Source organism: Streptomyces sp. NPDC034103 (assembly GCF_055575395.1).
Map to the genome: position 1 here is coordinate 97561 of NZ_JBVISS010000013.1, position 14390 is coordinate 111950.

The 14390-nt window shown below is 70.1% G+C and carries 13 protein-coding genes; all 13 read right to left on the reverse strand.

What is annotated here, in order from left to right:
* Nucleotides 1–62 precede the first annotated feature (62 nt).
* Nucleotides 63–1271: a methionine adenosyltransferase gene (metK, locus tag ACZ56U_RS28450; RefSeq protein WP_469086823.1), complete on the reverse strand. Its 1209-nt coding sequence runs from the start codon at nucleotides 1269–1271 to the stop codon at nucleotides 63–65.
* 240 nt (nucleotides 1272–1511) lie between these two features.
* Nucleotides 1512–2714: a bifunctional phosphopantothenoylcysteine decarboxylase/phosphopantothenate--cysteine ligase CoaBC gene (gene coaBC / locus ACZ56U_RS28455; protein ID WP_469086986.1), complete on the reverse strand. Its 1203-nt coding sequence runs from the start codon at nucleotides 2712–2714 to the stop codon at nucleotides 1512–1514.
* Between the two features lie 116 nt (nucleotides 2715–2830).
* Nucleotides 2831–3103: a DNA-directed RNA polymerase subunit omega gene (gene rpoZ / locus ACZ56U_RS28460; protein WP_003982715.1), complete on the reverse strand. Its 273-nt coding sequence runs from the start codon at nucleotides 3101–3103 to the stop codon at nucleotides 2831–2833.
* A 65-nt stretch (nucleotides 3104–3168) separates the two neighbouring features.
* Complete coding sequence (gene gmk / locus ACZ56U_RS28465) at nucleotides 3169–3726, reverse strand: guanylate kinase (protein WP_469086824.1); 558 nt, start codon at nucleotides 3724–3726, stop codon at nucleotides 3169–3171.
* Nucleotides 3727–3786: 60 nt separating this feature from the next.
* Nucleotides 3787–4110, reverse strand: a complete 324-nt coding sequence (locus ACZ56U_RS28470; protein ID WP_003977346.1) for an integration host factor — start codon at nucleotides 4108–4110, stop codon at nucleotides 3787–3789.
* A 320-nt stretch (nucleotides 4111–4430) separates the two neighbouring features.
* On the reverse strand, nucleotides 4431–5276 hold the full coding sequence (pyrF, locus tag ACZ56U_RS28475) for an orotidine-5'-phosphate decarboxylase (protein WP_469086825.1): 846 nt from the start codon (nucleotides 5274–5276) through the stop codon (nucleotides 4431–4433).
* Nucleotides 5273–6379 carry a quinone-dependent dihydroorotate dehydrogenase gene (locus ACZ56U_RS28480; protein WP_469086826.1) on the reverse strand — a complete coding sequence of 369 codons (1107 nt, stop codon included), beginning with the start codon at nucleotides 6377–6379 and terminating at the stop codon, nucleotides 5273–5275. Before ACZ56U_RS28480 ends, pyrF begins: the two co-directional genes overlap by 4 nt.
* Nucleotides 6380–6452: 73 nt before the next feature.
* Complete coding sequence (gene carB / locus ACZ56U_RS28485) at nucleotides 6453–9761, reverse strand: carbamoyl-phosphate synthase large subunit (RefSeq protein ID WP_469086827.1); 3309 nt, start codon at nucleotides 9759–9761, stop codon at nucleotides 6453–6455.
* Nucleotides 9754–10896 (reverse strand): glutamine-hydrolyzing carbamoyl-phosphate synthase small subunit, encoded by a 1143-nt coding sequence (gene carA / locus ACZ56U_RS28490; protein ID WP_469086828.1) that lies wholly within the window; start codon nucleotides 10894–10896, stop codon nucleotides 9754–9756. Before carA ends, carB begins: the two co-directional genes overlap by 8 nt.
* Entirely contained in the window at nucleotides 10893–11459 is a 567-nt protein-coding gene (locus ACZ56U_RS28495; RefSeq protein ID WP_469086829.1) for a PH-like domain-containing protein, read from the reverse strand. Before ACZ56U_RS28495 ends, carA begins: the two co-directional genes overlap by 4 nt.
* Nucleotides 11456–12742 (reverse strand): dihydroorotase, encoded by a 1287-nt coding sequence (locus ACZ56U_RS28500; RefSeq protein WP_469086830.1) that lies wholly within the window; start codon nucleotides 12740–12742, stop codon nucleotides 11456–11458. Before ACZ56U_RS28500 ends, ACZ56U_RS28495 begins: the two co-directional genes overlap by 4 nt.
* 5 nt (nucleotides 12743–12747) lie before the next feature.
* The gene (locus tag ACZ56U_RS28505) at nucleotides 12748–13725 is read right to left on the reverse strand and encodes an aspartate carbamoyltransferase catalytic subunit (RefSeq protein WP_469086831.1); all 978 of its coding nucleotides are present in this window, start codon (nucleotides 13723–13725) and stop codon (nucleotides 12748–12750) included.
* Nucleotides 13726–13804: 79 nt separating this feature from the next.
* Nucleotides 13805–14389, reverse strand: a complete 585-nt coding sequence (gene pyrR, locus ACZ56U_RS28510) for a bifunctional pyr operon transcriptional regulator/uracil phosphoribosyltransferase PyrR (RefSeq protein WP_469086832.1) — start codon at nucleotides 14387–14389, stop codon at nucleotides 13805–13807.
* Nucleotide 14390: the final 1 nt, after the last annotated feature.

The window sequence follows — 14390 nt, forward strand, 5'->3', positions numbered from 1 at the left end:
GCGCCGAGGCCCGGCGTCCCCAACGGACACCGGGCCTCGCGCACATCACCCGCGACCGGCTTCTACAGCCCGGCCGCCTTCCGCAGCGCGTCCACGCGGTCCGTCTTCTCCCAGGTGAAGTCGGGCAGCTCGCGGCCGAAGTGGCCGTACGCGGCGGTCTGGGCGTAGATCGGGCGCAGCAGGTCGAGGTCGCGGATGATCGCGGCCGGGCGGAGGTCGAAGACCTCGTCGATGGCCTTCTCGATCTTCTCGGCGTCGATCTTGGCGGTGCCGAAGGTCTCGACGAACAGACCGACCGGCTCGGCCTTGCCGATCGCGTACGCGACCTGGACCTCGCAGCGGGAGGCGAGGCCCGCGGCGACGACGTTCTTGGCGACCCAGCGCATGGCGTACGCGGCCGAACGGTCCACCTTGGACGGGTCCTTGCCCGAGAAGGCGCCGCCACCGTGGCGGGCCATGCCGCCGTAGGTGTCGATGATGATCTTGCGGCCGGTCAGGCCGGCGTCGCCCATCGGGCCGCCGATCTCGAAGCGGCCGGTGGGGTTGACCAGCAGGCGGTAGCCGTCGGTGTCCAGCTTGATGCCCTCGTCGAGCAGCGCCTTCAGCTCCGGCTCGACGACGAACTCGCGGATGTCGGGGGCCAGCAGGGACTCCAGGTCGATGTCGCTGGCGTGCTGCGAGGAGACCACGACGGTGTCGAGGCGGACGGCCTTGTCGCCGTCGTACTCGATGGTGACCTGCGTCTTGCCGTCGGGGCGCAGGTAGGGGATCGTGCCGTTCTTGCGGACCTCGGACAGACGGCTCGACAGACGGTGCGCCAGGAAGATCGGGAGCGGCATCAGCGTCGGCGTCTCGTCCGTCGCGTAGCCGAACATCAGGCCCTGGTCGCCCGCGCCCTGCTTGTCCAGCTCGTCCTCGTCGCCCTCGACCCGGGACTCGTACGCCGTGTCGACACCCTGCGCGATGTCCGGGGACTGCGAACCGATCGACACGGACACACCGCAGGAGGCGCCGTCGAAGCCCTTCTTGGAGGAGTCGTAGCCGATCGCGAGGATCTTGTCCCGCACGAGCTGGGGGATCGGCGCGTACGCCTTGGTGGTGACCTCACCGGCCACGTGCACCAGGCCGGTCGTGATCAGGGTCTCGACCGCGACCCTGGAGGTCGGGTCCTCGCGCAGGAGCGCGTCGAGAATGGTGTCGCTGATCTGGTCAGCGATCTTGTCGGGGTGACCCTCGGTCACGGACTCCGAGGTGAACAGACGACGGGACACAACGCTCCCTGGGGTTGCAGCGGCTGCTGGCTGATCATGGGCGGACGGGCTCGGGGGCTGCGCCCGACACCGTCCGAGAACAGTTTATCGGTCGCGCTCGGCCATCGGTCTCCCTGTCTCGCCTCTCGGGAGCGCTGTGACCTGCGGCACGGGCATTCTGCCCAATCCCGAGTGGGCTTGGCCAGGCCCGCCACACCTCAATCGGCGAGGTGTGAGAGCGGGGTGGAGCGAATGAGACAGTCAGCGCAGGCGCCGGACCACCAGGTCCCACACGATTTCGGCCAAGGCTTCCTTGGGGCCGTGCGGCACCGGGGTCTCGCTGCCGTCGGCGCCCAGCACCACCGCCTCGTTCTCCTCCGCCCCGAAGGTCTTGCGCTCCCCCACCTCGTTGACGACGAGAAGGTCGCAGCCCTTGCGGGCGAGCTTCGTACGGCCGTTGGCCAGCACGTCGTCGGTCTCGGCGGCGAATCCGACGACGACCTGTCCGGGATGCGGACGGTCGGCCGAGATCTCGGCGAGGATGTCCGGATTCCGCACCAGGACAATGGGGTCCGGATCCTGGCCGTCCTTCTTCTTGATCTTCCCGGCCGCGTAGGTCTGCGGACGGAAGTCCGCGACCGCGGCGGCCATGACCACCGCGTCGGCGTCCCCGGCCGCCTTGAGGACGGCTTCCCGCAGCTGTACGGCCGTACCGACCGGGACGACGTCCACGCCCGCCGGGTCCGGCAGCCCGGTGTTCGCGGCGATCAGTGTCACCCGGGCCCCGCGCGCGGCGGCGGTGCGGGCGAGGGCGTACCCCTGCTTGCCCGAGGAGCGGTTGCCGAGGAAGCGGACCGGGTCGAGGGGCTCACGGGTACCGCCGGCGCTGACGACGACGTGACGGCCGGTGAGGTCGGGCTCGGTGACGCCGCGGGCCAGGACGCGACGGCAGACCTCGAAGATCTCGGCCGGGTCGGGCAGCCGCCCCTTGCCGGTGTCGACGCCGGTGAGGCGTCCGACGGCCGGCTCGATCACGACGGCGCCCCGGCGACGCAGGGTCGCCACGTTCTCCTGGGTGGCCGGGTGCTCCCACATCTCGGTGTGCATCGCGGGGGCGAAGACGACCGGACAGCGGGCGGTCAGGAGGGTGTTGGTGAGCAGGTCGTCGGCGAGGCCGTGGGCCGCCTTCGCGAGCATGTCGGCGGTGGCCGGGGCGACGACGACCAGGTCGGCGTGCTGCCCGATGCGGACGTGCGGCACCTCGTGCACGTCGTCCCACACCTCGGTGGAGACGGGGTTGCCGGAGAGGGCGGACCAGGTGGCGGCGCCGACGAAGTGCAGGGCGGAGGCGGTGGGCACCACGCGTACGTCGTGGCCCGACTCCGTCAGTCTGCGCAGCAGCTCGCAGGCCTTGTACGCGGCGATGCCACCGCTGACCCCCAGCACGACCCTCGGCTTGTCCACCAGGTCTCCCATCCCTCGAAGCTACGACCGAAGCTACGGCTCCCATGACACACCACAGGCCCGACAGCCGCGCTGCCGGGCCTGTGGACAAGCCAGCTCAAAGCCGAAAGTACTACTTACTGCGCCGGGCCCTCGACGGCCTCGGACGTCAGCAGACCCGCGTTGATCTCGCGGAGCGCGATCGAGAGCGGCTTCTCGTGCACGTGGGTGTCCACGAGCGGACCGACGTACTCGAGGAGGCCCTCACCGAGCTGCGAGTAGTACGCGTTGATCTGGCGGGCACGCTTGGCCGCGTAGATCACGAGGCTGTACTTCGAGTCGGTGGCCTCGAGGAGCTCGTCGATCGGAGGGTTGATGATGCCCTCGGGCGCGGTGATGGAAGAGGACACGCTCTGCCTTCCGATGGGTGGAAAAGAATCAGTCTGGATGATCAACGCTGACTGAACAGCATCGATCAGACCACATCCATCAAGGCTAGCAGCTCGCGCGCCACGTCCTCGACGGAGGTGTTGACCAAGGTCACATCGAACTCGGGCTCGGCCGCCAGTTCGACCTTCGCCGCCTGAAGGCGGCGCTCGATCACCTCGGGCGGCTCGGTCCCACGTCCCGTGAGCCTGCGCACGAGCTCCTCCCAGGAGGGCGGGGCCAGGAACACCAGCTGGGCCTCCGGCATGGACTCGCGGACCTGCCGGGCGCCCTGGAGGTCGATCTCCAGCAGGACCGGCTCACCCGCCTCCAGGCGCTCCAGCACCGCGTTGCGCGGGGTGCCGTAGCGGTTTCCCGCGAACTCGGCCCACTCCAGCAGCTCACCGTTGGCGATCAGCTTGTCCATCTCCTCGTCGGTGACGAAGAAGTAGTGGACACCGTGCTTCTCGCCGGGGCGGGGCCTACGGGTCGTCGCCGACACCGAGAGCCAGACCTCGGGGTGTTCCTTGCGCATATGGGCGACGACCGTGCTCTTGCCGACCCCTGAGGGGCCGGAGAGCACGGTCAGCCGCGGACGTTCACTCATGCAGCGATTATTCCAGCAATCCCGGGGTGCCCGGGACTCCCGGTCCGGACCGGGCCGGACTCAGGAACCGGTGCTGCCGAACTCACGCTCCAGGGAGGCGATCTGGTTCGAACCGAGACCACGCACACGGCGGCTCTCGGAGATGCCCAGACGCTCCATGATCTGCTTGGCGCGGACCTTGCCCACGCCCGGCAGGGACTCGAGCAGGGCGGAGACCTTCATCTTGCCGATGACGTCGTTCTCCTGGCCCTGCTTGATGACCTCGTGAAGGGAGGCGCCGGAGTGCTTGAGTCGATTCTTGACCTCGGCCCGCTCCCGGCGAGCCGCGGCGGCCTTTTCGAGCGCGGCTGCGCGCTGTTCAGGGGTAAGGGGCGGAAGAGCCACGCCTACGTCACCTCGGATGTTGAACTGTCGGATACGGACCGGTGAGGAACCTAGTCGCCCCACACCTGGGGAGCCACGAGCAACACGCTCGCCCGTTCTCCCCCATTACTCATGGGTGCGGGAGGTGCCCCCACTCGTCGGAGACTAGCGGCCAAGTCCGCCAGAGTCAGCGAGAACAGCGGAAAAGTCCTGGTCAGCCTCCGTCAGGCCGGACATTTCAGGCATATTGCCCTGGATTTGAGAATGTATTCAGCCTCAAGTCGTCCTGGAGACACTCATCAAAGGACTCCCTCGGCCGCCTTGAGGACCCTCGACGGCCGTCATACGAGCGCCACGGCGGCCCGCGTCTCCTCCGCGAAGCGCTCCGCGGCCGCCCGCAGCGCGCCGACGTCCGGACCGTGCCGCAGGACCCCCCGGCTGACGTTGGGGACGACATTGCGCACGACGGACCCGAACACCTTGGGCAGGTCCGCCGGAGTGGCCCCCTGGGCGCCGATGCCGGGCGCGAGGAGCGGGCCGTTGATGTCCAGGTCGTAGGAGGACAGATCGCCCAGTGTGGCGCCGACGACCGCCCCGAAGGAACCGAGGGGCTCCTCACCCGTGTTCTCGGCCGCCAGGTGCCCCAGCATGGTCGCGCCGACGGTCCGGCCGTCCGCGCGGACGGCGTGCTGGACCTCGCCGCCCTCCGGGTTGGACGTCAGCGCGAGCACGAACAGGCCCGCGCCGCTCTCCCGGGCCAGCGCGACGGCCGGCGACAGAGACCCGTAGCCGAGGTAGGGCGAGACCGTCAGCGCGTCGGAGAACAGCGGGGAGTCCGGGTGCAGGAAGGCCTCGGCGTACGCGGCCATGGTGGAGCCGATGTCGCCGCGCTTGGCGTCCATGACGACCAGCGCGCCGGCCGCCCGCGCCTCCTCGACCGACTTCTCCAGGACGGCGACGCCGCGCGACCCGAAGCGCTCGAAGAACGCGCTCTGCGGCTTGAAGACGGCGACGCGGTCGGACAGCGCCTCGACGACCGTGCGGCTGAACCGCTCCAGACCGGCCACGTCGTCGTTCAGGCCCCACTCGCCGAGCAGGGAGGCGTGCGGGTCGATGCCGACGCACAACGGGCCACGCTCGTCCATGGCACGGCGCAGACGGGCGCCGAAGGGTGCGAGAGAGCTCATGCCGTCTTCCTTGTGTCGGCGCCGACCGCGTCGGCGAGCGTGGCGTACGGGCTGGTGCGCAGGCGCGCGGCAAGCCCCTTGTGCACGGCGCGGGCCCAGAAGGGCCCCTCGTAGATGAACGCGCTGTAGCCCTGGACGAGCGTGGCACCGGCCAGGATGCGTTGCCAGACGTCCTCGGCGTTCTCCACGCCGCCGACGCCCACGAGGGTGACGCGGTCGCCCACGCGCGCGTAGAGGCGCCTGAGCACCTCCAGGGAGCGGGCCTTCAGCGGGGCGCCGGAGAGGCCGCCGGTCTCCTTGACGAGCGAGGGTTCGGACGTCAGACCGAGGCCCTCGCGCGCGATGGTGGTGTTGGTGGCGATGATCCCGTCCAGGCCGAGCTCTACGGCCAGGTCGGCGACCGCGTCGACGTCCTCGTCCGCGAGGTCGGGCGCGATCTTCACCAGCAGCGGTACGCGGCGCGAGGGCACCGTGCGGTCGGCTGCCTCGCGAACGGCGCTCAGCAGCGGGCGCAGCGCCTCGGTGGCCTGGAGGTTGCGCAGCCCCGGTGTGTTCGGCGAGGACACGTTCACGACCAGGTAGTCGGCGTACGGTGCCAGCCGCTCGGTCGACTTCACGTAGTCGGCGGTGGCCTGGTCTTCGGGGACGACCTTGGTCTTGCCGATGTTGACGCCCACGACGGTCCTGAAGACCGGCGTACGGGAGGCCAGCCGCGCGGCGACGGCCAGCGAGCCCTCGTTGTTGAAGCCCATGCGGTTGATCAGCGCGCGGTCCTTCACGAGCCGGAAGAGCCGCTGCTTGGGGTTGCCCGGCTGGGCCTCCCCCGTCACCGTGCCGATCTCGATGTGGTCGAAGCCGAGCATCGACATGCCGTCGACGGCGACCGCGTTCTTGTCGAAGCCGGCGGCGAGCCCGAAGGGGCCGTGCATCCGCAGCCCGAGGGCCTCGGTGCGCAGCTCCCGGTAGCGGGGCGCGAGCAGGGCGGCGAGGAAGGTGCGCAGCACCGGGACGCGGGCGGCGCGGCGGATCCAGCGGAAGGCCAGGTGATGCGCCCGCTCCGGGTCCATCCGGCGGAAGACGAGCTGGAAGAAGATCTTGTACATCGATGTGTCCTCTTGAAGTCGGGTGACCTCATGAAGAGGGGGACACCGTTTCCGGTGTCCCCCTCGTCGGCTGCTAGTCGCGGGCCGCGGTCAGGTGTTCCGCGTGTTCCTGGAGCGAACGGACGCCCACGTCACCGTGGTTGAGGGCGTCGATGCCCTGGACGGCGGCGGCGAGCGCCTGGACCGTCGTCAGGCAGGGGACCGACCGCGCCACGGCCGCCGTACGGATCTCGTAGCCGTCGAGGCGGCCGCCGGTGCCGTACGGGGTGTTGACGATGAGGTCGACCTCGCCGTCGTGGATGAGCTGCACGATGGTCTTCTCGCCGTTCGGGCCGGTGCCCTCGGACTGCTTGCGCACGATCCTGGCGTTGATGCCGTTGCGCTTGAGGACCTCGGCGGTGCCGGAGGTGGCCAGCAGCTCGAAGCCGTGCGCGACCAGCTCGCGCGCCGGGAAGATCATCGAGCGCTTGTCCCGGTTGGCGACCGAGATGAACGCGCGGCCCTTGGTCGGCAGCGGCCCGTAGGCGCCGGCCTGCGACTTGGCGTAGGCGGTGCCGAAGACCGAGTCGATGCCCATGACCTCGCCGGTGGAGCGCATCTCCGGGCCGAGGACCGTGTCGACGCCGCGCCCGTGGATGTCCCGGAACCGGGACCACGGCATGACGGCCTCCTTGACGGAGATCGGCGCGTCGAAGGGCAGCTCGCCGCCGTCGCTGTTCGCCGGCAGCAGGCCCTCGGCGCGCAGTTCGGCGATGGTCGCGCCCAGCGAGATCCGGGCGGCGGCCTTGGCCAGCGGGACCGCGGTCGCCTTGGAGGTGAAGGGGACCGTGCGGGACGCGCGCGGGTTGGCCTCGAGGACGTAGAGGATGTCCCCGGCCATCGCGAACTGGATGTTGATCAGGCCGCGCACCCCGACGCCCTTGGCGATGGCCTCGGTGGAGGCGCGCAGCCGCTTGATGTCGAAGCCGCCCAGGGTGATCGGGGGCAGCGCGCACGCCGAGTCGCCGGAGTGGATGCCGGCCTCCTCGATGTGCTCCATCACACCGCCGAGGTAGAGCTCCTGGCCGTCGTAGAGCGCGTCGACGTCGATCTCGATCGCGTCGTCCAGGAACCGGTCGACCAGGACCGGCCGGGAGGGGCTGATCTCGGTCGACTCGGCGATGTAGGAGGCGAGGCGGGTCTCGTCGTAGACGATCTCCATGCCGCGGCCGCCGAGGACGTACGAGGGCCGCACGAGGACCGGGTAGCCGATCTCGTCGGCGATGGCCTTGGCCTCGGCGAAGGTGGTCGCGGTGCCGTGCTTGGGGGCGGGCAGGCCCGCCTCGGCGAGCACGCGTCCGAAGGCGCCGCGGTCCTCGGCGGCGTGGATGGCCTCCGGCGACGTGCCCACGATCGGCACGCCGTTGTCCTTCAGCGCCTGCGCCAGGCCCAGCGGGGTCTGGCCGCCCAGCTGGACGACGACACCGGCGATGGGGCCCGCCAGGGACTCCGCGTGGACGATCTCCAGCACGTCTTCCAGCGTCAGCGGCTCGAAGTACAGGCGGTCGGAGGTGTCGTAGTCCGTGGAGACGGTCTCCGGGTTGCAGTTGACCATCACGGTCTCGTACCCGGCCTCGCTCAGCGCGAAGGAGGCGTGCACGCAGGAGTAGTCGAACTCGATGCCCTGGCCGATGCGGTTGGGGCCGGAGCCGAGGATGATGACGGCCGGCTTCTCGCGCCGCTCGACCTCGGTCTCCTCGTCGTAGGAGGAGTAGAAGTACGGCGTCTTCGCGGCGAACTCGGCGGCGCAGGTGTCGACCGTCTTGTAGACCGGGCGGATGCCGAGCGCGTGCCGCACCTCGCGGACGACGTCCTCGCGCAGGCCCCGGATCTCGCCGATCTGCTGGTCGGAGAAGCCGTGCCGCTTGGCCTCGGCCAGCAGCTCGGGGTCGAGCTTCGGCGCCGCGGCGAGCTCGTCGGCGATCTCCTTGATCAGGAAGAGCTGGTCGACGAACCAGGGGTCGATCTTCGTGTACGCGAAGACCTCCTCCGGGGTGGCGCCCGCGCGGATGGCCTGCATGACGGTGTTGATCCGGCCGTCGGTGGGCCGGACGGACTCCGCGAGCAGGGCTTCCTTGTCGCCGGGCTCACCGACGAAGGTGAACTGGCTGCCCTTCTTCTCCAGCGAGCGCAGCGCCTTCTGGAACGCCTCGGTGAAGTTGCGGCCGATGGCCATGGCCTCGCCGACCGACTTCATGGTGGTGGTCAGCGTGGAGTCGGCCTGCGGGAACTTCTCGAAGGCGAACCGGGGAGCCTTGACGACCACGTAGTCGAGCGTGGGCTCGAAGGAGGCCGGGGTCTCCTGCGTGATGTCGTTGGGGATCTCGTCGAGGGTGTAGCCGACGGCGAGCTTGGCGGCAATCTTGGCGATCGGGAAGCCGGTCGCCTTGGAGGCGAGGGCCGAGGAACGCGACACGCGCGGGTTCATCTCGATGACGATCACGCGACCGTCCTCGGGGTTCACCGCGAACTGGATGTTGCAGCCACCCGTGTCGACACCGACCTCGCGGATGATCGCGATGCCGACGTCGCGCAGGACCTGGTACTCGCGGTCGGTGAGCGTCATGGCGGGCGCGACGGTGATCGAGTCGCCGGTGTGCACGCCCATGGGGTCGAAGTTCTCGATGGAGCAGACGACCACGACGTTGTCGTTCTTGTCGCGCATCAGCTCCAGCTCGTACTCCTTCCAGCCGAGGATGGACTCCTCCAGGAGCACCTCGGTGGTCGGGGAGAGCGTGAGGCCCTGCCCGGCGATGCGGCGCAGCTCCTCCTCGTCGTGGGCGAAGCCGGAGCCGGCGCCGCCCATGGTGAAGGAGGGGCGGACGACGACCGGGTAGCCGCCGAGGGTGTCGACGCCCTGGAGGACGTCGTCCATGGAGTGGCAGATGACCGAGCGGGCGGACTCGCCGTGCCCGATCTTCTTGCGGACCTCCTCCACCACGCCCTTGAAGAGGTCGCGGTCCTCGCCCTTGTTGATGGCCTCGACGTTGGCGCCGATCAGCTCGACGCCGTACTTCTCCAGCGTGCCCGCGGCGTGCAGCGAGATGGCCGTGTTGAGGGCCGTCTGGCCGCCCAGGGTCGGCAGCAGGGCGTCGGGGCGCTCCTTGGCGATGATCTTCTCGACGAACTCCGGGGTGATCGGCTCGACGTAGGTGGCGTCGGCGATCTCCGGGTCGGTCATGATCGTCGCCGGGTTGGAGTTGACCAGGATGACCCTGAGGCCCTCGGCGCGCAGGATGCGGCACGCCTGGGTGCCGGAGTAGTCGAACTCGGCGGCCTGACCGATGACGATCGGGCCGGAGCCGATGACCAGGACGGACTGGATATCGGTGCGCTTAGGCACGCTGGCCCTCCATCAGGGATACGAAGCGGTCGAACAGGTAGGCGGCGTCGTGCGGGCCCGCTGCCGCTTCGGGGTGGTACTGGACGCTGAACGCCGGGCGGTCGAGGAGCTGGAGGCCTTCGACGACCTGGTCGTTCAGGCAGACGTGGGAGACCTCGGCGCGGCCGTAGGGGGTCTCGGAGACCTTGTCGAGCGGGGCGTCGACGGCGAAGCCGTGGTTGTGGGCGGTGACCTCGACCTTGCCGGTCGTACGGTCCTGCACCGGCTGGTTGATGCCGCGGTGGCCGTACTTCAGCTTGTAGGTGCCGAAGCCGAGGGCGCGGCCGAGGATCTGGTTGCCGAAGCAGATGCCGAACAGCGGGGTGCCGCGCTCCAGGACCGACCGCATGACGGAGACCGGGTGGTCGGCGGTGGCGGGGTCGCCGGGACCGTTGGAGAAGAACACGCCGTCCGGGTTCACCGCGTAGACGTCCTCGGCGGTCGCCGTGGCGGGCAGGACGTGCACCTCGATGCCGCGCTCGGCCATGCGGTGCGGGGTCATGCCCTTGATGCCCAGGTCGACGGCGGCGACGGTGAACTTCTTCTCGCCGACCGCGGGGACGACGTACGCCTCCTTGGTGGCGACCTCCTCGTACAGCGAGGCGCCCTTCATGTGCGGCTGGGCCTGTACGCGCGCGACGAGCTCGGACTCGGCGGCGATCGCCTCGCCGGAGAAGACCCCGGCGCGCATGGAGCCGCGCTCGCGCAGGTGGCGGGTGAGCGCGCGGGTGTCGATGTCGCTGATGCCGACGATGCCCTGCGCGACCAGCTCGTCGTCCAGGGACCGCTTGGCGCGCCAGTTGGACGGCACGCGCGCGGGGTCGCGCACGACATAGCCGGAGACCCAGATGCGCCGCGACTCGTCGTCCTCGTCGTTCCAGCCGGTGTTGCCGATCTGCGGGGCGGTCGCGACGACGATCTGGTGGGCGTACGAGGGGTCGGTCAGGGTCTCCTGGTAGCCGGTCATGCCGGTGGAGAACACGGCCTCGCCGAAGGTCTCCCCCACGGCCCCGTAGGCGCGGCCGCGGAAGATCCGGCCGTCCTCCAGGACGAGTACCGCGGGAGCTTTCGAGGCTCCCCTTGTGGAGGTCGTCATCGTGCGCCTTCCGTTTCCGTCTTGTTGATCATGGAGTTAATGACGTCGACCCACTCGTTGTGCTCGGCCGCCCGGTTGGAGCGGAACCCGGAGTCGATCAGCCGGTCGCCGTGCTCCCAGGTCACGACCAGCAGCCCGCCCTCGGTGAGGACCTTGCCGGCGATGCCCTTGTCGAGCCGGGCCTCGCGCAGCGCCGCGCGGGGGACGAAGAAGTCGGCGGCCCCGGGGCGTACGACATCCAGTCCCGCTTCCGTCAGCGTGAGCTCGACCAGGCTGCGGGTGCCGAGGCCGTGCGCCACGATGCGGTCGAGCCACTGCCCGGCGGTGGTGGAGCCGTGGTAGCGGCCGCTCATCGTCAGTCTGGCCGCACCGGGCTCCGAGGGCGCGCTGGGCAGCTCGGGCAGGTCGCCCTGGAGGGTGCCGCGCCACTTCCAGCCCTCGCGCATCAGCCAGTAGATGAGCGCGACGAACAACGCCAGTCCGACGAGCCAGCCGATACGGGCGGCCCAGTCGGTGACCTCAGCCGATTTCTGCTCGGCGGCCAGCAGGATTTCAGATGTCACGTGAGCTTCCCGTCGACGAGCGTGGCCTTGCCCCGGAGCCACGTGTGCGTGACACGGCCCGGCAGCTCACGCCCCTCGTACGGGGTGTTCCGGCTGCGCGAGGCGAAGCCCGCGGGGTCCACGTCCCCACGGTATTCCGTGTCGACGAGCGTGAGGTTGGCGGGCTCACCTGCCGAGACGGGGCGACCGTGCCCGGTGGCCTGCCCGATCCGCGCGGGCTTGAAGGACATCCGGTCGGCGACCCCGGCCCAGGTGAGGAGCCCGGTGTCCACCATGGTCTCCTGCACCACCGACAACGCGGTCTCCAGGCCCACCATCCCCATCGCGGCCGCGGCCCACTCGCAGTCCTTGTCCTCGTGCGGGTGCGGGGCGTGGTCGGTGGCCACGATGTCGATCGTGCCGTCGGCGAGCGCCTCGCGCAGGGCGAGCACGTCGCGCTCGGTGCGCAGCGGCGGGTTGACCTTGTAGACCGGGTTGTACGTCCGGACCAGCTCGTCGGTGAGGAGCAGGTGGTGCGGGGTGACCTCGGCGGTGACGTCGATGCCGCGGGACTTGGCCCAGCGGACGATCTCGACGGACCCGGCGGTCGACAGGTGGCAGATGTGGACGCGGGAGCCGACGTGCTCGGCGAGCAGGACGTCCCGGGCGATGATCGATTCCTCGGCCACCGCGGGCCAGCCGCCGAGACCCAGCTCGGCGGAGACGATGCCCTCGTTCATCTGGGCGCCCTCGGTGAGCCGCGGCTCCTGCGCGTGCTGGGCGACGACGCCGCCGAAGGCCTTCACGTACTCCAGCGCCCGGCGCATGATCACCGCGTCGTCGACGCACTTGCCGTCGTCGGAGAAGACGGTCACACCGGCCGCCGACTCGTGCATGGCGCCCAGCTCGGCGAGCTTGCGGCCCTCCAGGCCGACCGTGACGGCACCGATGGGCTGCACGTCGCAGTACCCGTGCTCCCGGCCCAGTCGCCAGACCTGCTCGACCACACCGGCGGTGTCGGCGACGGGGAAGGTGTTGGCCATGGCGAACACGGCCGTGTAGCCGCCGGAGGCCGCCGCGCGTGTGCCGGTGAGCACGGTCTCGGAGTCCTCACGGCCGGGCTCGCGCAGATGGGTGTGCAGGTCGACCAGGCCCGGGAGGAGGACCTTGCCGCCGGCCTCGACGACCTCGGCGCCCTCGTCCGGCAGACCGGCGCCCACCTCGGCGATGACACCACCGTCGATCAGGACGTCCTGCGGCTCGCCGCCGAGCACCTTCGCACCACGGATCAGGATCTTGCTCATGTCTCTTACTTCTCCTCGGTACGGGTGTGGCTGACGGCGGGCTCGTTGCCACCCAGCAGCAGGTACAGAACGGCCATCCGGATGGAGACTCCGTTTGCGACCTGCTCCACCACGGTGCAGCGGTCGGAGTCGGCGACCTCGGCGGTGATCTCCATGCCGCGGACCATCGGCCCGGGGTGCATCACGATGGCGTGCTCGGGCATCCGCGCCATGCGGTCGCCGTCGAGCCCGTAGCGCCGCGAGTACTCGCGCTCGGTCGGGAAGAACGCGGCGTTCATCCGCTCGCGCTGCACCCGCAGCATCATCACCGCGTCGGACTTGGCCAGCGTGCTGTCGAGGTCGTACGACACCTCGCAGGGCCAGGTCTCGACGCCGACCGGCACCAGGGTGGGCGGCGCGACCAGGGTGACCTGGGCGCCGAGGGTGTGCAGCAGGTCGACGTTGGAGCGGGCGACCCGGCTGTGCAGGACGTCACCGACGATCGTGATGCGCCGGCCGGACAGGTCCTGGCCGATCCCGGCGTCCCGTCCGACGAGCCGGCGGCGCATGGTGAAGGCGTCCAGCAGGGCCTGGGTGGGGTGCTGGTGGGTGCCGTCGCCGGCGTTGATCACGACCGCGTCGATCCAGCCGGAGTTGGCGAGGCGGTACGGCGCCCCGGAGGCGCCGTGCCGGATGACGACCGCGTCGACGCCCATGGCCTCCAGGGTCTGGGCGGTGTCCTTGAGGGACTCGCCCTTGGACACGCTGGAGCCCTTGGCGGTGAAGTTGATGACGTCCGCGGACAGGCGCTTCTCGGCGGCCTCGAAGGAGATGCGCGTGCGCGTGGAGTCCTCGAAGAAGAGGTTGACGATCGTGCGGCCGCGCAGGGTCGGCAGTTTCTTGATCGGCCGGTCGGCGACCCGGGCCATCTCCTCGGCGGTGTCGAGGATCAGGACGGCGTCGTCGCGGGTGAGGTCGGCGGCCGAGATGAGATGACGCTGCATCTGTCAGGCTCCGTAGGGAAGTTCGGGAGATTACGGGCACGTGCGGGCACGCCGAAGGCAGGCGTCGCTCGCCGTCTCGCTACGGGGTCTGCTTCGCACCGAGCAGCACGGTGTCGCGACCGTCCTCCTCGGCGAGCTGGACCTTGACCGTCTCCCGCAGCGACGTGGGGAGGTTCTTGCCGACGTAGTCGGCGCGGATGGGCAGTTCGCGGTGGCCGCGGTCGACGAGGACCGCGAGCTGCACCGCGCGCGGACGCCCGATGTCGTTCAGGGCGTCGAGGGCGGCGCGGATGGTGCGGCCGGAGAAGAGCACGTCGTCGACGAGGACGACGAGGCGGCCGTCGATGCCGTCACCGGGGATCTCGGTGCGGGCCAGCGCACGCGGCGGGTGCATGCGCAGGTCGTCCCGGTACATGGTGATGTCGAGCGAACCGACCGGAATCTTGCGCTCGGTGATCTGCTCCAGCTTGGCGGCGAGCCGCTGGGCGAGGAAGACGCCACGGGTCGGGATGCCGAGGAGCACCACGTCGTCGGCGCCCTTGGCGCGCTCGACGATCTCGTGGGCGATACGGGTCAACACCCGTGCGATGTCGGGGCCTTCGAGAACGGGCCGCGCATCGGACGCCGCCTCGGCCTGTGAGTCCTGCTGGTTGTGCTTGTCCATA

Excerpts from the sequence above, each read along its gene's own strand:
- pyrR (WP_469086832.1), bottom strand. The coding sequence starts at position 14,389 with ATGGACAAGCACAACCAGCAGGACTCACAGGCCGAGGCGGCGTCCGAT.
- gmk (WP_469086824.1), bottom strand. The coding sequence starts at position 3,726 with ATGAGTGAACGTCCGCGGCTGACCGTGCTCTCCGGCCCCTCAGGGGTC.
- ACZ56U_RS28505 (WP_469086831.1), bottom strand. The coding sequence starts at position 13,725 with ATGCAGCGTCATCTCATCTCGGCCGCCGACCTCACCCGCGACGACGCC.
- carA (WP_469086828.1), bottom strand. The coding sequence starts at position 10,896 with ATGACGACCTCCACAAGGGGAGCCTCGAAAGCTCCCGCGGTACTCGTC.
- ACZ56U_RS28480 (WP_469086826.1), bottom strand. The coding sequence starts at position 6,379 with ATGTACAAGATCTTCTTCCAGCTCGTCTTCCGCCGGATGGACCCGGAG.
- pyrF (WP_469086825.1), bottom strand. The coding sequence starts at position 5,276 with ATGAGCTCTCTCGCACCCTTCGGCGCCCGTCTGCGCCGTGCCATGGAC.
- ACZ56U_RS28500 (WP_469086830.1), bottom strand. The coding sequence starts at position 12,742 with ATGAGCAAGATCCTGATCCGTGGTGCGAAGGTGCTCGGCGGCGAGCCG.